General features: G+C 71.6%; 23 protein-coding genes. 8 read left to right on the top strand and 15 right to left on the bottom strand.

Features of this window, described 5'->3' with window-relative positions; genetic code table 11:
• The first annotated feature begins 1 nt into the window (after nt 1).
• A complete protein-coding gene (locus QI633_RS22120) occupies nt 2-1012 on the top strand; it encodes a TIGR03617 family F420-dependent LLM class oxidoreductase (protein ID WP_282427090.1) in 1011 nt (336 codons plus the stop codon).
• Between the two features lie 64 nt (nt 1013-1076).
• Here the strand turns inward: QI633_RS22120 and QI633_RS22125 are convergent, their stop codons facing one another.
• The 7 genes from QI633_RS22125 to QI633_RS22155 all read right to left on the bottom strand — a co-directional run bounded on the left by QI633_RS22125 (nt 1077) and on the right by QI633_RS22155 (nt 6220).
• Nucleotides 1077-2105 carry a hypothetical protein gene (locus tag QI633_RS22125; protein WP_282427091.1) on the bottom strand — a complete coding sequence of 343 codons (1029 nt, stop codon included), beginning with the start codon at nt 2103-2105 and terminating at the stop codon, nt 1077-1079.
• Nucleotides 2106-2241: 136 nt separating this feature from the next.
• Entirely contained in the window at nt 2242-3018 is a 777-nt protein-coding gene (locus QI633_RS22130; protein ID WP_282427092.1) for an enoyl-CoA hydratase-related protein, read from the bottom strand.
• Nucleotides 3015-3395 carry a hypothetical protein gene (locus tag QI633_RS22135; RefSeq protein ID WP_282427093.1) on the bottom strand — a complete coding sequence of 127 codons (381 nt, stop codon included), beginning with the start codon at nt 3393-3395 and terminating at the stop codon, nt 3015-3017. The genes QI633_RS22130 and QI633_RS22135 overlap by 4 nt, the downstream gene beginning before the upstream one ends.
• On the bottom strand, nt 3392-3961 hold the full coding sequence (locus QI633_RS22140; protein ID WP_282427094.1) for a rhomboid family intramembrane serine protease: 570 nt from the start codon (nt 3959-3961) through the stop codon (nt 3392-3394). The genes QI633_RS22135 and QI633_RS22140 overlap by 4 nt, the downstream gene beginning before the upstream one ends.
• Nucleotides 3958-4419, bottom strand: a complete 462-nt coding sequence (locus tag QI633_RS22145) for a hypothetical protein (RefSeq protein ID WP_282427095.1) — start codon at nt 4417-4419, stop codon at nt 3958-3960. The genes QI633_RS22140 and QI633_RS22145 overlap by 4 nt, the downstream gene beginning before the upstream one ends.
• Entirely contained in the window at nt 4416-5273 is an 858-nt protein-coding gene (folP, locus tag QI633_RS22150; RefSeq protein WP_282427096.1) for a dihydropteroate synthase, read from the bottom strand. The genes QI633_RS22145 and folP overlap by 4 nt, the downstream gene beginning before the upstream one ends.
• Complete coding sequence (locus QI633_RS22155; RefSeq protein ID WP_141797343.1) at nt 5273-6220, bottom strand: glucosyl-3-phosphoglycerate synthase; 948 nt, start codon at nt 6218-6220, stop codon at nt 5273-5275. The genes folP and QI633_RS22155 overlap by 1 nt, the downstream gene beginning before the upstream one ends.
• 117 nt (nt 6221-6337) lie before the next feature.
• On the opposite strand from QI633_RS22155, the gene QI633_RS22160 reads away from it, so the two are divergent.
• On the top strand, nt 6338-6526 hold the full coding sequence (locus QI633_RS22160) for a hypothetical protein (RefSeq protein WP_141797342.1): 189 nt from the start codon (nt 6338-6340) through the stop codon (nt 6524-6526).
• A 30-nt stretch (nt 6527-6556) separates the two neighbouring features.
• Here QI633_RS22160 and QI633_RS22165 read toward each other — a convergent pair whose 3' ends face one another.
• Nucleotides 6557-7402, bottom strand: coding sequence for an N-acetylmuramoyl-L-alanine amidase (locus QI633_RS22165; RefSeq protein WP_282427097.1), 846 nt, complete (start codon nt 7400-7402; stop codon nt 6557-6559).
• A complete protein-coding gene (galE, locus tag QI633_RS22170) occupies nt 7399-8403 on the bottom strand; it encodes a UDP-glucose 4-epimerase GalE (RefSeq protein ID WP_141797340.1) in 1005 nt (334 codons plus the stop codon). Before galE ends, QI633_RS22165 begins: the two co-directional genes overlap by 4 nt.
• A gap of 119 nt (nt 8404-8522) precedes the next feature.
• Here galE and manA point away from each other — a divergent pair, with 119 nt between their 5' ends.
• Entirely contained in the window at nt 8523-9704 is a 1182-nt protein-coding gene (manA, locus tag QI633_RS22175) for a mannose-6-phosphate isomerase, class I (RefSeq protein ID WP_282427098.1), read from the top strand.
• Nucleotides 9705-9709: 5 nt separating this feature from the next.
• On the opposite strand, the gene QI633_RS22180 is transcribed toward manA, so the two are convergent.
• Nucleotides 9710-10030, bottom strand: a complete 321-nt coding sequence (locus QI633_RS22180; RefSeq protein ID WP_141797338.1) for a DUF2516 family protein — start codon at nt 10028-10030, stop codon at nt 9710-9712.
• 206 nt (nt 10031-10236) lie between these two features.
• Between QI633_RS22180 and QI633_RS22185 the strand changes: the two genes are divergently transcribed.
• Complete coding sequence (locus QI633_RS22185) at nt 10237-10602, top strand: hypothetical protein (RefSeq protein ID WP_282427099.1); 366 nt, start codon at nt 10237-10239, stop codon at nt 10600-10602.
• Between the two features lie 54 nt (nt 10603-10656).
• Here QI633_RS22185 and QI633_RS22190 read toward each other — a convergent pair whose 3' ends face one another.
• Nucleotides 10657-11301 (bottom strand): hypothetical protein, encoded by a 645-nt coding sequence (locus tag QI633_RS22190; protein WP_186348222.1) that lies wholly within the window; start codon nt 11299-11301, stop codon nt 10657-10659.
• Between the two features lie 8 nt (nt 11302-11309).
• The gene (locus QI633_RS22195; RefSeq protein ID WP_141797336.1) at nt 11310-11759 is read right to left on the bottom strand and encodes a helix-turn-helix transcriptional regulator; all 450 of its coding nucleotides are present in this window, start codon (nt 11757-11759) and stop codon (nt 11310-11312) included.
• A gap of 149 nt (nt 11760-11908) precedes the next feature.
• Here QI633_RS22195 and cysC point away from each other — a divergent pair, with 149 nt between their 5' ends.
• Nucleotides 11909-13822, top strand: coding sequence for an adenylyl-sulfate kinase (gene cysC, locus QI633_RS22200; protein ID WP_282427100.1), 1914 nt, complete (start codon nt 11909-11911; stop codon nt 13820-13822).
• On the top strand, nt 13823-14827 hold the full coding sequence (locus QI633_RS22205) for a sulfite exporter TauE/SafE family protein (protein WP_141797334.1): 1005 nt from the start codon (nt 13823-13825) through the stop codon (nt 14825-14827).
• Nucleotides 14828-14881: 54 nt separating this feature from the next.
• Here QI633_RS22205 and QI633_RS22210 read toward each other — a convergent pair whose 3' ends face one another.
• The 3 genes from QI633_RS22210 to QI633_RS22220 form a co-directional block, all read right to left on the bottom strand.
• On the bottom strand, nt 14882-15019 hold the full coding sequence (locus tag QI633_RS22210; RefSeq protein WP_160158174.1) for a hypothetical protein: 138 nt from the start codon (nt 15017-15019) through the stop codon (nt 14882-14884).
• A gap of 103 nt (nt 15020-15122) precedes the next feature.
• Nucleotides 15123-16289: a nucleotide sugar dehydrogenase gene (locus QI633_RS22215; RefSeq protein ID WP_282427101.1), complete on the bottom strand. Its 1167-nt coding sequence runs from the start codon at nt 16287-16289 to the stop codon at nt 15123-15125.
• A gap of 85 nt (nt 16290-16374) precedes the next feature.
• Entirely contained in the window at nt 16375-17151 is a 777-nt protein-coding gene (locus QI633_RS22220) for a DUF4143 domain-containing protein (RefSeq protein ID WP_282427102.1), read from the bottom strand.
• Between the two features lie 100 nt (nt 17152-17251).
• On the opposite strand from QI633_RS22220, the gene cysD reads away from it, so the two are divergent.
• Entirely contained in the window at nt 17252-18166 is a 915-nt protein-coding gene (cysD, locus tag QI633_RS22225; protein WP_141797331.1) for a sulfate adenylyltransferase subunit CysD, read from the top strand.
• Nucleotides 18166-19425, top strand: a complete 1260-nt coding sequence (locus QI633_RS22230; protein ID WP_141797330.1) for a GTP-binding protein — start codon at nt 18166-18168, stop codon at nt 19423-19425. Before cysD ends, QI633_RS22230 begins: the two co-directional genes overlap by 1 nt.
• The last annotated feature ends 114 nt before the right edge of the window (nt 19426-19539 follow it).

Here is a 19539-nt window from a genome sequence, read left to right on the forward strand (position 1 = left end):
CGTGCTCCTCGACCTGCAGCTCGACGCCCCTCCCGACCGGGTGCGGTCCCGCGCCCGCGAGCTGGTGGACGCCGGCGCCGCCGGCCTGTTCACGTTCGAGGGGCCGCACGACGTCTTCCTCCCCCTCGCCGCGGTGGCCGGGCAGGTCGACGCCGACCTGATGACCAACGTCGCGATCGCGATGCCGCGCTCCCCGATGCACCTGGCGCACACCGCGTGGGACCTGCAGCTGATGTCGGGAGGCCGCTTCCGGCTCGGCCTGGGCTCACAGATCCAGCCCCACATCGAGAAGAGGTACGGCGCCCGCTGGTCGCCGCCCGCCGCGCGGATGCGCGAGATCGTCGGTGCGGTCAAGGCGATCCTGCACTCCTGGCAGAGCGGAGAGCGGCTCGACTTCCGCGGCGAGCACACCACCCACACGCTGATGCCGCCGACCTTCGTCCCCGGCCCGAACCCCTACGGTCCCCCACCGGTCCTCCTCGGCGCCCTCGGCCCGCTGATGACCCGCACCGCCGCCGAGGTCGCCGACGGCCTGCTGGTCATGCCCTTCCACAGCCACCGCCACTTCCGCGAGTGCACCCTGCCTGCCGTCGCCGCCGGCCTCTCGCTCGCCGGCCGGTCCGCCACGGACCTCGCCGTGCACCCCCAGGCCATCGTGGCGATGGGCCGCACGGAGGCCGAGGTGATGGCCGCACGGGCGGGCGTGCGGTCCCTGCTCGCGTTCTACGGCTCCACGCCGGCGTACCGCCCCGTCCTCGAGGTCGAAGGATGGGGCGACCTCCAACCCGAGCTCAACCGCCTCTCCAAGACCGGCGACGTGGCCACCATGACCGCGCTCGTCGACGACACCATGCTCGCCACCCTCGCCGTCGCCGGCACACCGGAGGAGTGCGCCGTCGAGCTCCACCGCCGCTTCGGCGACGTCCCCGGCGTCGAGCGCGTGTGCTGCTACTTCCCGGGCTACGACCCGCCGGTCGACCAGGTCGCCGCGCTGGCCGGGTCGCTGGGTTGACGGCACCCCCTACGAATTGGTCGCCATCAGGGCGAATTCGCGACCAGAACGTAGGGGGCGCAGTTCAGCCGAGGCGCCGAGCAGACAAGCGCCGCCGATCCGCCTCCGTCAACGCTCGGCGTGCTGACACCGTCGAGGTGTCGATCCAGCCGTCAGGGAGGTCGATGGTCCAGTCCCGGCGCCGCGGCCGCTCCGCCACCCGTCGGTACGCCGACGCGAGTCGCCGCTCGAAGGAGCTCGTGTCCCGCAGGTCGTCCGACACCATGGTCACCACCTCGAGGTCGAGGTCGCGGTAGCAGGCGTCTCGGTCGACGTCGCGACGCTGGACCCTCAACCGGCTGTGGACCACTCCGTCGTACTCCCCGGCAACACCCGCGATCGGGTCGAACAGGTCGGGCGTCACCACGTGGTTGCCAGCGAGGTCGAAGATCGGCCGGTTGCACAACGGCCGCCGGAATCCGCGCCCCACCCAGAGCAGCAACATGGTCGCCTCGAGGGGCGACCACAGATTCTCGTCGGACAAGGCGATCGCGTCGGCGAAGCGTGCTGTGAACTGCCGACTGCCGAGCAGGCATCGGTAGGAGAGCAGCTCATCGAGACTCACCATGTCGGAGCGGCAGGCCATCGAGACGATCTGCACGGCCTGTTCCAGGCTGCCGGCTCGGCACACGTCGTCGAACACCGAGCGTTCCGGCCGGGTGACGGGCAGCCCGTCGACCGCGACGACGTCGTTCTCGAGGAGCCAGCCGAAGCGCAGCTCGACTCCCGCCCGCGAGCGCAGCGGCTTGCGGTCGCCCACGGCGATCGGGACCGGACGGGGTTGCATCCGGGAGTCGTACCCGTCGAAGTACTCGGCTCCGCGCCACCGCAGGCCGGCCCATCCGGTCACGGCTGCCCGGTCCGGCGCCCCCGCGATCGCTTCGACGATCCGCTGGTCGACCAGTGTCGGGTCGACCTCGATCGGCACGAAGCGGTTCGTCGACGCCGCACGCCATCGGGGCCCGCGCGCCTGACCGCGGGTCGGGCCGGCCAGGCCCGACGGGTCGACCGGCACCGGCGCCACCAGTCCCGGCCGGGTGAGGAGGAGATCCATCGGGCGAGGATGCACCGTCCTGCGTGCAGGCGCCGGGCTCTCTCCACAGGCTCCTCACACCGTCGCCGCGCCCCCTACGAATTGGTTGCGATTTGCCCAGAATCACGACCAATTCGTACGGGGTGCGGTCCAGACCTCAGCCGCGGAACGCCGGCTTCTCCTTCGCCAGGAACGCCCGGACCCCCTCGGCGAAGTCCGGCCCGCCGTAGACCTCGCGCAGCAGCGGCTCCTCGTCCGCCGGCGCGGTCTCGGTGATCGAGGCACGGCGGCGCAGCTGCTGCTTGGTGACCCGCAGGGTCACGGGCGAGGCCTGGAGGATCCCGTCGACCAGCGCAGCCACCTCGGCATCCAGCTCATCGCGGTCGGCGACCTCCGCGAGGATCGCGCCGGCGGCGTACGCGCGGTCGGCGGTGACCAGACGCGAGGCGAGCAGCATCTCGCGGGTCAGGGACTCGCCGAAGACCTCGGCACAGCGGTAGAGGACCGGCGAGGACAGGGCATTGCCGAGGGTCCGCGCGATCGGGTAGCCGAAGCGGGAGGCCGAGGTGGCGACCCGCAGGTCGCAGTTCGTGGCGACGGCGAGCCCGCCACCGACGCAGACGCCGTCGATGGCGGCGACGGTGACCTGCGGGAGCGCGAACAGGCCGTCGAGCATCTCGCGGATCCAGGTCTCGTACTCGACCGCGTCGGCCTCGAGGAAGTCGGAGATCTCGTTGCCGGCGGCGAACGCCTTGCCGCCCGCGCCCCGCAGTACGACGATCCGCACCGACCGGTCCTCGGCCAGCTCGAGCCACAGCTCGCGCATCGCGCCGTACATCGCCTTGGTGAAGGCGTTGCGCCGCTCGGGGCGGTCGAAGGTCACCTCGACCACGCCAGGACGGTCACGCTCGATCAGGATGTCGTGTGCAGTCACGATCGGGAGGGTACGGCGACCAGCAGCGCGTCCCGCAGCCGCGTCCGGCTGGTGAGGAGCCCGAGCCCGACGCCGATCGTGTTGGCGACGGCGTCGCGCCAGTCCATCATCCGGTCGGTGGTGAGCGTGCCCTGCGCGACCTCGAGCCCGATGCCGAGCAGCACCAACGCCGCGGCCGCGGCGAGCAGCGGCCGGCCGGGGCAGAACAGCTGCACCGCGGTCAGGGACAGCAGCCCGTAGACCACGAGGTGCTGCCACTTGTCGCTGGCCGGCACGTCCGGCGCCGGCGGCGGCGAGCCCAGCGAGAGGACGATCACCGCGAGCACCAGCAGCAGCCAGATCCCCAGCCACAGCAAGGGCAGGCGCAGCGCCTTCACGCCGACCGCTCACGTACGACGAAGGCCGCCACCACGCCCGCCACCGCACCGAACAGGTGCCCCTGCCAGGACACGCCGGGTGTGCCGGGCAGCACGCCCCACAGCACGCCGCCGTACACGACCAGCACGCCGAGCCCGACCACGATCTCGAGCGGCTCGCGGTCCACGAAGCCCTGCACGACCAGGTACGTCAGCCACCCGAAGATCAGTCCCGACGCACCGAGGTGCACCGAGCTGCTGCCCGCGACCAGCCACACCGCGAGGCCGCCGAGCAGCCAGATGATCGCGGTGGCGGCGAGCCCGCGGCCGATGCCGGTGGCGAGCGTGAGGAAGCCGAGCACCAGCGCAGGCACGGTGTTCGCACTGAGGTGCCCCCATCCGCCGTGCAGCAGCGGCGCCGCGAGGATCCCGAGCAGGCCCTCGCCCGACCGCGGGCGGATCCCCCAGCCGTCGAGGCGGTGCGAGGCCGCGACGTCGACGACCTCGATCCCCCACAGGAGTACGACGAAGCCGGCCGCCCCGATCGCGGCGAGCTGCCAACCGGGCCGGGCCCGGAGGTCGCTCACGCGACGTCCCAGGTCGCGACCCAGTACTGCACCCCGAACGGCGCGTCGTCGTAGGTCACCTCGGCCTCGGCCAACGGCGGCAACCCGGCCAGGCAGGCGGTGTCGGCCCACAGGTCGTCGGCCAGGGCGGCGTCGATGCCGTCGAAGGACTCCCGCAGCGAGGCGTCGAAGGCCTCTGCCCGTTCGTCGAAGTGCCCGGGCGCCCTCTCGGTGCGCTTGGCCGAGCCGTTGCCGACCACCAGGACACCGGTCTCCTCCTCGGCGACCACCTCGGAACCGACGGCGGCCGCCAGTGCCTGCGCGACACGCGCACCGGTGGGCCCCGACGCGACCACCCGGACCCGAGGCCCCAGCGCAGCCACCGCACCCAGGCAGGCCGCGCGCAACCCGGCGACGGGATCCTCCAGCGACGCGTACGACGGCAGCAGGGCCGGGACGCCCGGTACGAGCGCGATCACTGCAGGCCCCTGATCGCGCGCAGCGGCGGTCGTCGCCCGGCGATCGACCACACCATGTCGACGGTCTGCCGGGTCTCGACGACCTGGTGGACCCGATAGATCCGGGCGCCGGCGAGCGCGCAGACCGAGGTGGCGGCCAGCGTGCCGAGCAGCCGCTCGCCCACCTCGAGGCCGAGGGTCTCGCCGACGAAGTCCTTGTTGGACAGCGACACCAGCACCGGCCAACCGGTCGCGACCATCTCCCCCAGCCGGCGGGTGACCTCGAGGGAGTGGAAGGTGTTCTTGCCGAAGTCGTGGGCCGGGTCGATCACGATCGACTCGCGGGCCACGCCGGCCTCCAGCGCCCGTGTGGCATACGCGACGGTGTCGGCGATCGCGGCGGCGACCACGTCGTCGTACTCGATCCGGTAGGGGCGGGTCCGCGGCGTCACACCGCCGGTGTGGGTGCAGACGATCGCGGCGTCGTACTCCGCCGCGACGTCGACCAGCTCGGGGTCCGCGCCGCCCCACGCGTCGTTGAGGACGTCGGCGCCGGCCGCGCACACCGCCGCGCCGACCTCCGCGCGCCAGGTGTCGACCGAGATGACCAGGTCCGGGTAGGTCGAGCGCACCCGGGCGACGAAGTCGACGACCCGGTCCTTCTCCTCGGCCGCGGAGATCTCGACGCCGGGCGCGGCCTTGATGCCGCCGATGTCGACGATCTCCGCGCCCTGGGCGACCACCTCGGCGACCCGCGCGAACGCGGCGTCCTCGGCCCAGGTCGCGCCCTTGTCGAAGAACGAGTCCGGAGTCCGGTTGACGATCGCCATCATCAGCGCCTCGTCGTCTCCGAACCCGTGCCGTCCGAGCTTCATCACAGGTACGCCTCCGCCGCCGGTCGCTCGAGGGTCGGTACGACGCGCTCCACCGGCTCGAGCCCGCGCAGGTACTGTCGCAGCACCGCCTCCTGATGCGCCGCACCCCCTACGTTCTGGTCGTCAACTGCGGCATTTGCCGACCAATTCGCATGGGGTGCCGTCACACCCGCACGAGACAGGGCAGCGGCGAGGATCTGGGTGGCCATGCCGCCGAGGTCGCGCAGCGCCTGGTGCCGGTGTGCGCGTACGCCGAGGTCGACCTGCGCGATCGCCGAGGGACCGGCGGCCCGCACGGTGTCGACGAGCGCGGCCAGCTCGACCGCGTAGCCCGTCGGGACGGAGAGCCCGGCGAACCAGGAACGTCGTACGGCCCACTCGCCCGCCAGCGGCTGCACGAGCCCACCGAGCGCGGGGAACAGCAGCGCGATCAGCGGCCGCGCGACCAGCTCGGTGACCCGCCCGCCCTCGAGCGGGCCGTCGGCGCCGGGCCGGTCGTAGAAGCCCTTGACCAGCTGCACCTCGGGGTCGTGCAGCAGCGGGCCGAGGAGGCCGGGCACGAAGTGGGTGTCCCAGTCGTGCAGGTCGGCGTCCATGAAGACCACGAGGTCGCCCGACGTCACGAACAGCGACTTCCACATCGCCTCGCCCTTGCCGGGGTGGGTGCCGAGGTCGGGGCGGATCTCGGCCGAGCGGTGCACCCGCGCACCGGCGGACTCGGCGACGGCGTAGGTGTCGTCGACGGAGTCGCTGTCGATCACGACCACCTCGTCGACGAGGGAGACGGTGTCCATCAGGGCCGCCCGGACCCGGGACACGACGGCGCCCACCGTGGCGGCCTCGTTGCGGGCGGGCACGACGAGGCTGACCCGCTGACCTGTCGTCGCCTTCTGCCCCAGCAGCCCCTCGAGGGCCCAGTCGTCCCAGTGGCCCGCCCGGATGCCCATGCCGGCCAACCTACCCCGCTCTTTCGAGGGCCCGATCGCCTCCCCAAGCCCTGAGCCCGGTGTTACTGTCGAGGGGTCTCGGGAAATGTGGGTGCTCCCTCCCCCCTGGAGTTGGTCATGTCGTTTCGCCGTTTCCGACGCAAGGTGCGCTGCGTGCTCAAGCACGGGCCGCGCGGCTGCCCGCACATCGAGCGGCACACCCGCCGCCCGAGGCGCCGCGTCCCCACGCCGTCGACCGAGGGCCCGGCCCGGATGCCCGCGCCACCCCTCGCCGCGCCCCAGCTCGGGAGGCACGCCCGCGACTGATCCCGACCCCGCCGGATCCTCTCAGACCCCTCAGACCCCGAGGAACCCGCGGACCGCCGTGACCACGGCCCGCGCGTAGCGCCGCCGTCCCGCGTCGCTCTCCATGACCGACGCGTCGCGGTCGTCGCGCATGTTGCCGAGCTCGACCATCACCACCGGGACGTCGGAGTGGTTGAGGGTGCCGAGATCGGTGCGGACGTCGATGCCGTCCTCGCCGAGGTACGTCGACGGGGTGAACCCGGCACCGACGAGCGCGTCGCGCAGCGCCACCGCCAGCCGCTCGGAGGGGGCGACGACGTCGTCGGTCCATCCGGCCCGCTCGCCGGGCCGGATGACGTGGAACCCGTGCGCGGTCGAGGACCGGTTGCCGTCGGCATGCAGGCTGATCCGCACGTCCGCGGTCGGCCCCGGCTCCCCCGGGTTGCCGACCCGGCCCCGCTCGTCGATGCACGGTCCCCAGTCGTCGGCGGAGTTGTCGTCGCGGGTCAGCACCACCCGCGCGCCGAGGGCGCGCAGCCGGCGGCGTACCTCCACCGCCACCTGCCAGGTGAAGGTCGCCTCCGGGTACCCGTCGTCGGTCGAGGTCCCCGTCGTGTTGCACGCCTTGTCGAACCCGCCCGCGTCGACGCGGCGGTTGACCTGCGACGGGAAGCGGGCGTTGCCCAGCTGGTGACCCGGGTCGAGGACGACGACGTGCCCCGCGAGCGGCTGGACCGGTGCGGCCGGAGCCGTCGGGGGCGGGGCCGACGCGGTCGACGAAGCGGCCGGCGCGCTGGGCACCGGCGACGACGCGGCCGACGTACCTCCCGGGTCGTCCGCCGTGCATCCCGCCGCCAGGACGGCGACGGCGAGCAGGACGGCGGCGCGGGGGCTCACGCGTACCCCAGCACGTCCTTCCGCTTCTCCCCCCACGCCAGCGCGGAGGCGATCGCCTCGTCGAGCGACAACTCGGTCCTCCAGCCCAGAAGCTCGAGGGCCTTGTCCGCGTTGGCGTACGCGCCGGCGGCGTCGCCCGGCCGGGCCGGCGCCTCGACCACGGGCACCGGCTTCCCGACCACCCGCTCGACGGCCGCGAGCAGCTCGCGCACCGTCACGCCGTCGCCGGAGCCGAGGTTGATGTAGGTGGACGGCGCCCCCACCTTCTCCAGCACGGCGTCGAACTCCTCGATCGCCCGCACGTGCGCGCGAGCCAGGTCCCACACGTGGATGTAGTCGCGGATGCCGGTGCCGTCGCGGGTCGGGTGCTCGGTGCCGGTCAGCGTGAAGCTCTCGCGGTAGCCGAGCGCGGTCTGCGCCATCAGCGGCACCACGTGCGTCGCGTCGCGCAGGTGGTAGCCGGTCGTCAGGTCGGGGTCGGCGCCGATCGGGTTGAAGTAGCGCAGGATGATCGCCCGCAGGTCGGTGGCCTTCGCGAGGTCCTCGAGGACCTGCTCCATCATCCGCTTGGTGCGGGCGTACGGCGAGGTCGGTGCGACCGCGTCCTCCTCGGTCACCTCGAACCGCGGCGTGAGCGCGTACAGCGAGGCCGTCGAGGAGAAGAGGATCCGCGGCTTGCCCAGCGCGGTGAGCTCGTCGAACATCTCCAGCGACTTGGCGACGTTGTCGCGGTAGTACTCATAAGGCAGCTCGACCGACTCCGGTACGACGATCCGCGCCGCCATGTGCACGGTGGCGTCGAGGTCGGGGTGCTCGGCGACGATCCGGCGCAGCAGCGCCCGGTCGGCGACGTCGCCCTCGTAGAAGATCCGGTCCCCGACGTAGGCCCGCGGGCCGCTCAGCAGCGAGTCGAGGACCACCGGCGTGTGCCCGGCCTGCTCGAGCGCCTTCGCCGTGATCGATCCGAGGTAGCCGGCGCCGCCGGTCACGAGAACCTTCATGCCCCGACCCTACTGAGGACCCTACTGAGGACCGGGACGACCGGGATCGGGCGATGCACGGCGCCGTTCGTGACCCGCCAGTAAAGTCCTCGTGTCCGCCGCTCCCCCAGGAGGTCTCCTTGCTCGCGCTCGACTGCGCCACCCGGTCCTACGACTGGGGCTCCGCCGACGCCATCCCGGGGTTCCTGCGCCGCGATGCCGACGGACGGCGCATCGCCGAGGTGTGGGTCGGCACGCACCCGCTCGGCGCCGCCCGGGTGGTCGACACATCCGGCGCCACGCGGCCGCTGACCGAGGTCTCCGGCGAGCTGGGGTTCATGCTCAAGGTGCTCGCCGCGGACCGGCCGCTGTCGATCCAGGTGCACCCCGACGCCCTCCGCGCCGCCGCCGGGTTCGCGGCCGAGGAGCAGGCCGGGATCGCGATCGACGCGCCCGAGCGGGTCTTCAAGGACCCGCACCCCAAGCCGGAGATGGTCTACGCGCTGTCGACCTTCGACACCCTGGTCGGGCTGCGCCGTACGTCCGAGATCATGCGGCTGCTCGACGCGCTGGACCACCCGCTCGCCGATGACCTGATGGCCGGCCTGGTCGAGAACAGCGGCTTCCCGGGCATCGTGCGGCTGATCGAGGGTCTGCTCGCGGCGCCGCCGGACGCGGCGGTCGTGGCCGAGGTCGCCCAGGCCTGCCAGAAGGCGCTCGACGCCGGCCGCGACGTCAAGCGCGCCTTCGAGACCGCGGTCGAGCTCTCCGAGTCCTACCCCGGCGACGTGGGCGTCCTCATCTCCCTGCTGATGAACCGGCTCACGCTGCAGGCCGGCGAGGCGGCGTACCTCGCGACGGGGATCATCCACGCCCACCTGCGCGGGATGTGCCTGGAGGTGATGGTGTCCTCCGACAACGTGCTGCGCGCCGGGCTCACCACCAAGCACGTCGACCCGCACGGCCTCGTCCGCTGCCTCGAGGAGGGCACCTCGCGGGCGGCCCGCGTCGAGCCGATCGTCTTCAACTACTCCACCGACGTGTTCAGCCCGAGCGACGACTTCGCGCTGTCGGTCACCCAGAGCTCGCCGGCCGACCCGGCGGGCGTCGTACTCCCGGCCTCGGGCCCGCGGCTGCTGGTCTGCACCGGCGGCGAGGTGGCCCTGGCCAACCGGCGCGACGAGGTGCTCCGCCTGCGCCGCGGCGACGTGGCGTACGCCGACGACGGCGACGGCGAGCTGCGGGTCGCCGGCACGGGCGAGATCGCCCAGGCGTTCGTGCCGGCCACCGACACCCGGGGCCAGCTGTTCGACCTGCTCTGATCCGGTCAGCGGCGCCGCAGGCCGGCGAGCGCCGGGCGGACGTCGGCGAGGTAGACCAGCGCCGCGACCAGCAGCGCCAGGTTGACCAGGCTCAGCGGTACCGGCACGACCTGGATCAGCAGGCCCACGCCGAGGATCGCGCACCAGGCGGCCTTGGACATCTTGTCGGCGGCGGAGTACGACTCCGCGGAGTACAGGATGGCGCTGACGAAGGCGAAGATCTTGATGGCGAGCAGCGCGAACGAGACGCCGACGAAGATCCACGCCTCGATGTCGGCTCCCGCGCCGAGCCAGGACGGCAGCGGGGGGACGAAGGCATCGCTCATGGCCCCAGCGTAGTTGGCGCCTCCACCACGGCGACATCGCGATTCCCGCCAGTCCCACCGGCCTCCACAGCACCCCGCCGCGCCGACGGTCGTCCCCAGCCCCGCTGCCACCGCCGCTCCTCCACAGGCGACTCGCCCACCGAGCGCCCGGGACGCGCCTGGATGACAGGCTGGCGCCACCGACGCACAATGACGAGGTGAGCCCCGTGAACGAACCGCAGGTGTGGACGCTGATCGCAGTGTTCGCCAGCATCATGCTGGGCGTTCAGCAGTGGTCGATCGGCTCGCTACGACGCGAGATGCTGGCCAGGTTCGACCGCCAGGACCTCCGTACCGACGCGCTCGAGTCCACGATGAGCACCCGGTTCGCCGCCGTGGACGCGCGGTTCGGGGATCTCGAGTCGAAGATGGACGCCCGGTTCGCCGCCCTCGACACCAAGATCGACGACCGCTTCGACCGCTCCGGTGAGCTGATGGAGGCGAGGTTCAGCGACGTCGGCCACCGGCTCGGAGCCCTGGAGTCCGACATGACCCTGGTCAAGGGGCACCTGATCGGGCAACGCTCGGCCTGAACGTGCAGAACGGCCCCGAGGCAGTCGCCTCGGGGCCGTTCGTGCTCGACCGGTTCAGCTGGCCGGGGTGGCCTTCTTGGCCGGGGCCTTCTTGGCGGCGGGAGCCTTCTTGGCCGGGGCCTTCTTGGCCGGAGCGGCCTTCTTCGCAGCCGGCGCCTTCTTGGCGGGGGCCTTCTTCGCGGCGGGAGCCTTCGTGGCCGGGGCAGCGGCCTTGGGGGCCTCGCCGGTGCGCAGCTTCACGACGACGCCCTCGCCGCGCTTGGCGAGGTCGGCGTAGAGCGCGGTGGCGGTGGCGACGTTCTCGTCGTACGCACCCTTGACGCTGCTCTGGACCTTGGCCGGGAGGGCCTTGGCGTCGGCCTGGATGCCGGCGATGCGGGCCTCGGCCTGGGTGCGGCGCTCGGCGAAGGTGGCGACGGCCTTGCCCTGCAGGCTCTTGGGCTCGGGGAGCTCGAAGCCCTTGACCGTGCTCTGCACCTCGCTGACGCGGGCGGTGACGTCCTTCTGCACGTCGGCGACGTAGGCGATGGCCTTGGCCTGCACGTCGGCGACGTAGGTCTTGACCTCCTCGACGGCGAGGTCGATCACACCGACGCCGGCGTAGATCGGCTTCGCGGCAGCCGCGGGGATCTCGGGGAGGTCGACCTTCTTGAGGTCGATGGTCGGGATCTCGATCTTCGGGAGCTCGAGCTTCGGCATTGCTGGTTTCACCCTTCGTTGGCGACGGCGTCAGAGTCCGTCTCGGTGTTGGTCGGCGCGTCCTCCTGCGCCACTGCGGCCGCGGCGGAGCCATCCGTGTCGGCCGCGTTGAGCGCGAGGAACGATGCGTAGACATCGAGGAGCGACTGCTTCTGTCGCTCGGTGAGACCGGTGTCGCTCACGATCGCGAGCTCGACCGATCCCCCCACGCCGTCATCAGGGCTGAGGATCCCGGCCCTGATGTAGAGCTGCTCGGCGGAGATCCGCAGGGCCTTGGCGATCTGCTGCAGCACCTCGGCCGACGGCTTGCGGAGCCCTCGCTCGATCTGGCTCAGGTACGGGTTGGAGACGCCCGCCTGGTCGGCGAGCTGCCGCAAGGAGAGACGGGCGGACACCCGCTGCTCCTTGAGGTAGTCACCGAGCGACCCGACGGTCTTCCCCACCTTGCCCTTGGCCATGGTCACCATGGTGCTAGCAATAGTTAGCAGAGTGCAAGCACCTGGGGCGTGAACTCGTTCACAAGCTCTTTGCCCACTCGCGAGCAGGCCGGTCCCAACTTTCACTGTTCAAATCGGATCAACTCACTCGACTCTGTACGATCACCCGTGTGTCACGCCCGCCCCTGCCCCAGCACTGCCCGACGCAGCGCGAGCTCGACGACCTCGAGCTGCTGACGTCCGGAGCGGCCGACCCGATCCGCGGGTACAACGAGCCGGGCAGCCCGCTCACGCTCTCGCTGCCCGACGAGCTCCTCACGCACCTCGACGAGGGCAACGAGGTCGAGCTGGTCGACCCCGAGGGACTGCCCCTCGCCCGGGTCTCCAGCGTGCTGCGCGGCCTCGCCGTGACGCCCCTGACGCACGCCCAGTTCGGCCCGTTCCGCCGCCTGCACCTGTCGCCCGCCGCCGTGCGGGAGCAGTACGCCGGGCGCACCTTCGTCCCCGTCACCGACCTGATGACCGACGTCCAGGTCGAGCAGCTGCGCGGGCTCGGCCCGGTCGTGCTGCTCGCGCTCGTCGGCGCCGGCACCCCGGCGGTCAGCCCGGTCGGGCTGCTCCGCGCGACACTGCGGGTCGCGGAGGCGATCGACGCCGCGGTGGTCGCCGTACCGCTGGCCGACCATGCCTCGCTCGCCGACCCGGCGCTGCGCATCTCCGTGCTGACGTCGTACGCCGACACCGACCCGGTCGTCGAGCTCGCGTACGGCGGCCACCTCCTCCCCGGCCTCGCCGACATCGCCGAGGCGGAGCGCCCACGCCTCGACCGGCAGGGCCTGGTGCTGTTCTTCACGGGCCTGTCGGGCAGCGGCAAGTCGACCCTCGCCCAGGCGCTGATGGACCGCCTGCTCGAGCACGGCGGCCGGACCCTGACCAGCCTCGACGGCGATGTCGTGCGCCGCAACCTGTCCGCGGGTCTCACCTTCTCCAAGGAGGACCGCGAGACCAACATCCGCCGGATCGGCTGGGTGGCCGCCGAGATCTCCCGCCACGGCGGGATCGCGGTCTGCAGCCCGATCGCCCCCTTCGACGAGACCCGCCGGCAGGTGCGCGCGATGGTCGACCAGGCCGGCGGCGCGTTCTTCCTCGTCCACGTCGCGACGCCGCTCGAGGAGTGCGAGCGCCGCGACCGCAAGGGCCTGTACGCCAAGGCGCGCCGCGGCGAGATCCCCGAGTTCACCGGCATCTCCTCGCCCTACGAGGAGCCGGACGACGCCGACGTACGCGTCGACACCACCGGCCGCACGATCGAGGAGGCCCTCGAGGATGTCGTGCTGGCGCTGCGCGCGGCCGGGTACGTCGACCTCACCTCTGCCGAGCCGCCCGCCGCGCCGGAGCCGCCCGCCGCGCCGGAGCCCGAGATCGCGGAGATCGTGTCCGCCGGCCCCGACGCCGTCACCGAGGCCGCCGACGACGAGCCGACCGGCGCCCGGACCGCGGCCGGCGGGACCCGCCCGCTGCGGGTGCTCTTCGTCTGTACGGCGAACATCTGCCGCTCGCCGTACATGGAGCTCCGCTCGCGGACCCTGGCCGGCAGCGACAGCGGCATCGAGTTCGCCAGCGCCGGCACCCACGGCTTCAACGCGCACCGCGTCGACCGCACCATGGCCGAGGTGCTCGCCGAGCGCGGGGTGAGCGCCGAGCTGCTCAACGGCTTCGCCAGCCGGCCGCTGAGCGACGACCTGATCGAGGCCGCCGACCTGGTGCTGACCGCCGAGGCCTCGCACCGGCAGTTCGTGCTCGAGGAGGTGCCGGGCGCGTTCCGCAAGGCGTTCACGCTCGCTCAGTTCGCCGAGTCGGTCGAGCGGGTCGACGCCGACCTCCACGGAGCCGAGCTGGTGACCGCCGTCGGCCACCGCCGGGCGGGGACCGCCGACCACCACGACATCCGCGACCCCTACCGGCGGGGCAAGGCGGCGGCGGAGGTCTCGGCCGACCAGATCGACGCCCTCCTCCTGGCCGTGCTGCGCCGCCTGGCGCTCCCGCCGGCGGACCCGACCACCGCACAGACAGGCGAGCTGTAAGTGGACGATCTCCTCACCCTGACCGCGCTCTCCATCGCGGCCGCCGGCTTCCTCGTCGGCATCGTCGTCGGGCTGACCGGGATGGGCGGCGGCGCGCTGATGACGCCCGCGCTGATCTTCCTGGGGGTCGGCCACACGGCGTCGATCGTGACCGCCGACCTGACCGCGGCGGCGGTCTACAAGACGGGCGGCGCGCTCACCCACGCCAAGGAGGGATCGCCGAACCTGCGCCTGGCGGGCTGGCTGATCCTCGGCTCGGTCCCGATGGCCTTCGTCGGGCCGTGGCTGGTCAAGGCGGTCACCGAGGACCCGAGCGATCTGGAGAACACGCTCAAGCTCTGCATCGGCATCGCGCTGCTGTTCGCCGCGTCGACGTACGCCCTGCGCCTCTACATCAACCTCAAGCGGGTACGCCGGGGCGGCGCGCTGCCCGAGGACAACCCGCGGATCCGGCCGGTCGCGACGCTGCTCGTCGGCATGCTGGGCGGCCTGCTCGTCGGTGTCACCAGCGTCGGCTCGGGCTCGGTCATCATGATCGCGCTGCTCATGCTCTACCCGGGTCTGTCGGCGGTGCGCCTGGTCGGGACCGACCTGGTCCAGGCCGTGCCGCTGGTGCTCAGCGCCGCGCTGGCCAACATCGCCATCCACGGCCTCGAGTGGGACCTGGTCATCCCGCTGGTCGTCGGCTCGGTCCCCGGCACCCTGCTCGGGTCCCGGCTCGCGCCGCGGGTGCCTCAGTCGTTCATCCGGCGCGGCATCGTGATCGTGCTGACCATGTCGGGCGTGGCCCTGCTGTTCAAGGCCGGCCTGCACCCGTTCGGCGAGGGCCACGAGACCCTGGAGGCCGTACTGGTCGCCGCGATCGGCGTCGCGATGCTGGTCCTGGTGCCGTTCGTGTGGGGCCTGCTGCGCAAGCGGCTCGGGATGCCGATGTTCGGCGCGCCGACCGTCGCCGAGATCGAGTCCTTCGGCAGCAGCCGCGACAAGAGGCGCTCGCGCGCCTGAGCCGCGGCGGTTGAGGTGCGAGGAGCGCCAGCGACGAGCCTCGAACCTCCGGGATCAGCCGACCAGGCCGAGCGGGCGGTGCTCCTCGGCGAAGAACGACCGCTCGTGGGCAGCGGCACGCGCCAGCCCGAACGTGAACACGGCGGCGGCAGCGACCCACGTCGCGCCCGCGACTCCGATCAGCATCTCCATGGCAGTCCCCCTAGAACTGCCTCCACGGTACCCCCGCGTCCCCGCCCGATCCGTCCTCTGATCGGCGGACACCCCGTAGTCACATCGGGTGGCCGGGCTGGACCTAGTCGCGGCCGTAGACGTCGCGCGTGTAGACCTTGTCCGCGACGTCGTCGAGGGCGTCGGTACGACGGTTCGCGATGATCACGTCGGCCTTCTCCTTGAAGGTCTCGAGGTCCTTGATCACCTTGGATCCGAAGAACCGCTTCTGGTCGAGCTCGGGCTCGAAGACGACGACCTTCACGCCCTTGGCCTTGATCCGCTTCATCACGCCCTGGACGGCCGACTCGCGGAAGTTGTCCGAGCCCGCCTTCATGGTGAGCCGGTGGATGCCGACGACCTTCGGGCCGCGGCGCAGGACGTCGTCGGCGATGAAGTCCTTGCGGGTGGTGTTCGCATCGACGATCGCGCTGATGAGGTTCTGCGGGACGTCGCGGTAGTTGGCCTGCAGCTGGCGGGTGTCCTTCGGGAGGCAGTAGCCGCCGTACCCGAAGGACGGGTTGTTGTAGTGCCCGCCGATGCGCGGGTCGAGGCCGACGCCCTCGATGATCTGGCGGGTCGCGAGGCCGTGCGTGGCGGCGTAGGTGTCGAGCTCGTTGAAGTACGCCACCCGGAGCGCGAGGTAGGTGTTGGCGAACAGCTTGATCGCCTCGGCCTCCGTGGAGCCGGTGAACAGCACAGGGACGTCGTCCTCGACCGCGCCCTGGAGCAGCAGCTTGGCGAACAGCCGGCCCGGCTCGGTGTCGGAGCCCACCACGATCCGCGACGGGTGCAGGTTGTCGTGCAGCGCGCGGCCCTCGCGCAGGAACTCCGGGCTGAACAGGATCGAGGCGCCGGGGTGGCTCTCGCGCAGGGTTTTGGTGTAGCCGACCGGCACGGTCGACTTGACGACCACGCTCGCCGCCGGGTTCGCCGCCAGCGCCGCCTTCGTCACGCGCTCGACGGTCGAGGTGTCGAAGCGGTCGGTCTCGGGGTCGTAGTTCGTCGGCGTCGCGACGATGACGTACGACGCGTCGGCGTACGCCGCCCCCGCGTCGCGGGTCGCCCGCAGCGAGAGCTCGGGGCGGCGCAGGTGCTCCTCGAGCTCGCGGTCGACGATCGGCGAGCGACGCTCGTTGACGGCCTCGACCCTGGCGGCGTCGACGTCGAGGACCCACACGTCGTTGTGCTGCGCGAGCAGCACGGCGTTGGACAGGCCGACGTAGCCGGCCCCCACCACGGTGATCTTCATGCTTCGAGGCTGGGCGCGGTCCCTGAACGGACGCGGGTGTGCGGGTGACGGTCCGGTGACGGTCAGGAGACCAGTGTCGGGGCGTTCACTGGTCCCACAGGGTGGCGATCGGGAGGCTCCACAGCCGCGGTCCGTACACGTGTCCTCGATGCGCGGTGTTGAGCACGACGCCGCCCCGGAACCGCCCACCCGCGCGCCGGGCGAGCGCGTGCAGCGAGCTGAACTGGTGGGGACGCAGGCTCGCGGCGGTGCGCACCTCGATGCCGTAGAGGCTGTCGTCGGGCAGCTCGAGGACCAGGTCGACCTCGAGGCCGTTGCGCTCGCGCAGGTAGGCCACCCGGTGCTCGACCGCGCTGGTCTCCTGCTGCCGGAGCAGCTCGGCCGCGACCAGCGTGCGCAGCAGCGGCGCCAGGTCGCTGCGGCCCGAGAAGGCGACGAGCTCGGCGGGCGTGCGGCCGGCGAGGTGCCGGGCCAGGGCCGGGTCGTCGAAGACCACCTGGGGGCGGCCGATGGCCCGCTTGGCCGCCGCCGACCGGCTTCCGGGCAGCAGTCGGAGGACCCCGATCTCGACGAGCACGTCGACGTACGGCTGCAGCGTGGTGGGCGGTATCCCGGCCGTGGCGCCCAGCCGGGCCTTGTTGAGCTCGCCCATCGGGGGGTCCGCCAGCGCGACCAGCAGCGCGGCCAGCCGTCCGGGATCGGTACGACGCACCGCGCGCGCCCGCCGCGTGATGCGCCGCAGCTCGTCGTCGGTCACGGTGCGGGCGGTCGCGGCGACGTACCGCTCGACGTCCCAGGCGGTCCGCACCTCGCCGGGGACGGTTCCCCGGGAGCCCAGACGGGCGACGAAGTCGGCGGCCACGGACCTGACCCTAGACACTTCTCGCGCAAAACTCGTCGATTTGTCTAGCAAGACCGCTCGGATGTCCCGGTGACAGGTCGTGCATGGCACGATGCGGACCATGTCCCAGACCCACAGCGACTACCGGCTCAGCCAGCTGGACCAGCTGGAAGCCGAGTCGATCCACATCTTCCGGGAGGTGGCCGCCGAGTTCGAGAAGCCCGTGCTGATGTTCTCGGGCGGCAAGGACTCCATCGTCATGCTGCGGCTGGCCGAGAAGGCCTTCTACCCGGCGAAGATCCCGTTCTCGATCCTCCAGGTCGACACCGGCCTGGACTTCCCCGAGGTCATGGAGACCCGCGACCGCTGGGTCAGCCGGCTCGGCGTGAACCTCGTGGTGGCGAGCATCGACGACGCGATCAAGAACGGGATCATCCCGGACGCCGCGAAGATCAGCCGCAACCGCCTCCAGATCCCCACGCTGCTCAACGCCATCGAGGAGAACGGCTTCACCGCCGCGTTCGGTGGCGGGCGTCGCGACGAGGAGAAGGCCCGCGCCAAGGAGCGCGTCTACTCCCACCGCGACGAGTTCGGCCAGTGGGACCCGAAGAACCAGCGTCCCGAGCTGTGGAGCCTCTACAACGGCCGCCTGCACGAGGGCGAGCACATGCGGATCTTCCCGATCTCCAACTGGACCGAGCTGGACGTCTGGGACTACATCGGCCGCGAGGGCATCGAGATCCCGAGCATCTACTACTCCCACCAGCGCCGCGTGTTCGTGCGCGACGGCATGCTGATGAGTGAGACCCCGCTGAACCCGCTGCGCGAGGGCGAGGTCGTCGAGGAGCGGACCGTCCGGTTCCGCACCTGCGGCGACATCACCCTGACCGGCTGCGTCGAGAGCACCGCGTCGACGATCGCCGAGATCATCGACGAGGTCGCCGTGGCCCGCAAGACCGAGCGCGGCGCGACCCGCGGCGACGACCGGTTCTCCGAGGCTGCCATGGAGGACCGCAAGAAGGAGGGCTACTTCTGATGGCCGGCACGAACATGGATCTCCTGCGCTTCGCGACCGCCGGCTCGGTCGACGACGGCAAGTCCACCCTGATCGGGCGCCTGCTGCTCGACTCGAAGTCGATCTTCGAGGACCAGCTCGAGGCGGTCGAGGCCACCAGCGAGGCGAAGGGCTACGACTACACCGACCTCGCGCTGCTGACCGACGGCCTGCGCTCCGAGCGCGAGCAGGGCATCACCATCGACGTGGCCTACCGCTACTTCGCGACGCCCAACCGCAAGTTCATCATCGCCGACACCCCGGGCCACGTGCAGTACACGCGCAACATGGTCACCGGCGCCTCCACCGCCGACCTCGGCCTGGTGCTCGTCGACGCCCGCCAGGGCCTCACCGAGCAGTCCCGCCGGCACGCGGTGATCCTCTCGCTGCTCCGCGTCCCGCACCTCGTGCTCGCGGTCAACAAGATGGACCTCGTCGACTTCGACCAGTCGATCTACGAGAACATCTACCGCGAGTTCACCCAGTTCGCCACGAAGCTCAACGTGCCCGACCTCGAGGTCATCCCGATCTCAGCGCTCCAGGGCGACAACGTGGTGACCCGCTCCGAGAACATGCCGTGGTACTCCGGTCCCACGCTCATGCACCACCTCGAGCACGTGCACGTCGCCTCCGACCGCGACCTGATCGACGCCCGCTTCCCGGTGCAGTACGTCATCCGGCCCAAGTCGGACGAGTTCCACGACTACCGCGGGTACGCCGGCCAGGTCGCCGGCGGTGTCCTCAAGCCGGGCGACGAGGTCGTCGTACTGCCCTCCGGGATGACCTCCAAGATCGCCAGGATCGACCTGTTCGACAAGGAGATCTCCGAGGCCTTCCCGCCGATGAGCGTGACGGTCCACCTCGAGGACGACGTCGACGTGTCGCGCGGCGACATGATCGCCCGGGTCAAGAACGCCCCCGTCCCCAGCCAGGACATCGACGCGATGGTCTGCTGGATGACCACCGCCCCGCTGCAGCCGCGGCAGAAGCTGGCGATCAAGCACACGACCCGCACGGGCCGCGCGCTGGTCAAGGACATTCAGTACCGCCTCGACGTCAACACGCTGCACCGCGACCAGGCGACCAACGAGCTCGGCGTCAACGAGATCGGCCGCGTCACGCTGCGCACCACCGTGCCGCTGCTGTGCGACCCGTACTCCAAGAACCGCACCACCGGCTCGTTCATCCTGATCGACGAGGCGACCGGCGTGACCGTCGGCGCGGGCATGATCAACGGCTGACGCACGCGTCGTACGCCGGAACCCGCTCAAACCGTTCGATCGAACGGATTGAGCGGGTTTTCGGCGTCTGAACCCGCTCAAGCCGTTCGATCGAACGGTTTGAGCGGGTCCGGG

The sequence above is a fragment of the Nocardioides sp. QY071 genome, assembly GCF_029961765.1.
GTDB lineage: Bacteria > Actinomycetota > Actinomycetes > Propionibacteriales > Nocardioidaceae > Nocardioides.

Coding starts and splice junctions, on each gene's coding strand:
- QI633_RS22125 (WP_282427091.1), bottom strand. CDS start 2,105: ATGGATCTCCTCCTCACCCGGCCGGGACTGGTGGCGCCGGTGCCGGTC.
- folP (WP_282427096.1), bottom strand. CDS start 5,273: ATGAAGCTCGGACGGCACGGGTTCGGAGACGACGAGGCGCTGATGATG.
- QI633_RS22155 (WP_141797343.1), bottom strand. CDS start 6,220: ATGGGCATCCGGGCGGGCCACTGGGACGACTGGGCCCTCGAGGGGCTG.
- QI633_RS22160 (WP_141797342.1), top strand. CDS start 6,338: ATGTCGTTTCGCCGTTTCCGACGCAAGGTGCGCTGCGTGCTCAAGCAC.
- galE (WP_141797340.1), bottom strand. CDS start 8,403: ATGAAGGTTCTCGTGACCGGCGGCGCCGGCTACCTCGGATCGATCACG.
- QI633_RS22180 (WP_141797338.1), bottom strand. CDS start 10,030: ATGAGCGATGCCTTCGTCCCCCCGCTGCCGTCCTGGCTCGGCGCGGGA.
- QI633_RS22190 (WP_186348222.1), bottom strand. CDS start 11,301: ATGCCGAAGCTCGAGCTCCCGAAGATCGAGATCCCGACCATCGACCTC.
- QI633_RS22195 (WP_141797336.1), bottom strand. CDS start 11,759: ATGGCCAAGGGCAAGGTGGGGAAGACCGTCGGGTCGCTCGGTGACTAC.
- QI633_RS22210 (WP_160158174.1), bottom strand. CDS start 15,019: ATGGAGATGCTGATCGGAGTCGCGGGCGCGACGTGGGTCGCTGCCGCC.
- QI633_RS22215 (WP_282427101.1), bottom strand. CDS start 16,289: ATGAAGATCACCGTGGTGGGGGCCGGCTACGTCGGCCTGTCCAACGCC.
- cysD (WP_141797331.1), top strand. CDS start 17,252: ATGTCCCAGACCCACAGCGACTACCGGCTCAGCCAGCTGGACCAGCTG.
- QI633_RS22230 (WP_141797330.1), top strand. CDS start 18,166: ATGGCCGGCACGAACATGGATCTCCTGCGCTTCGCGACCGCCGGCTCG.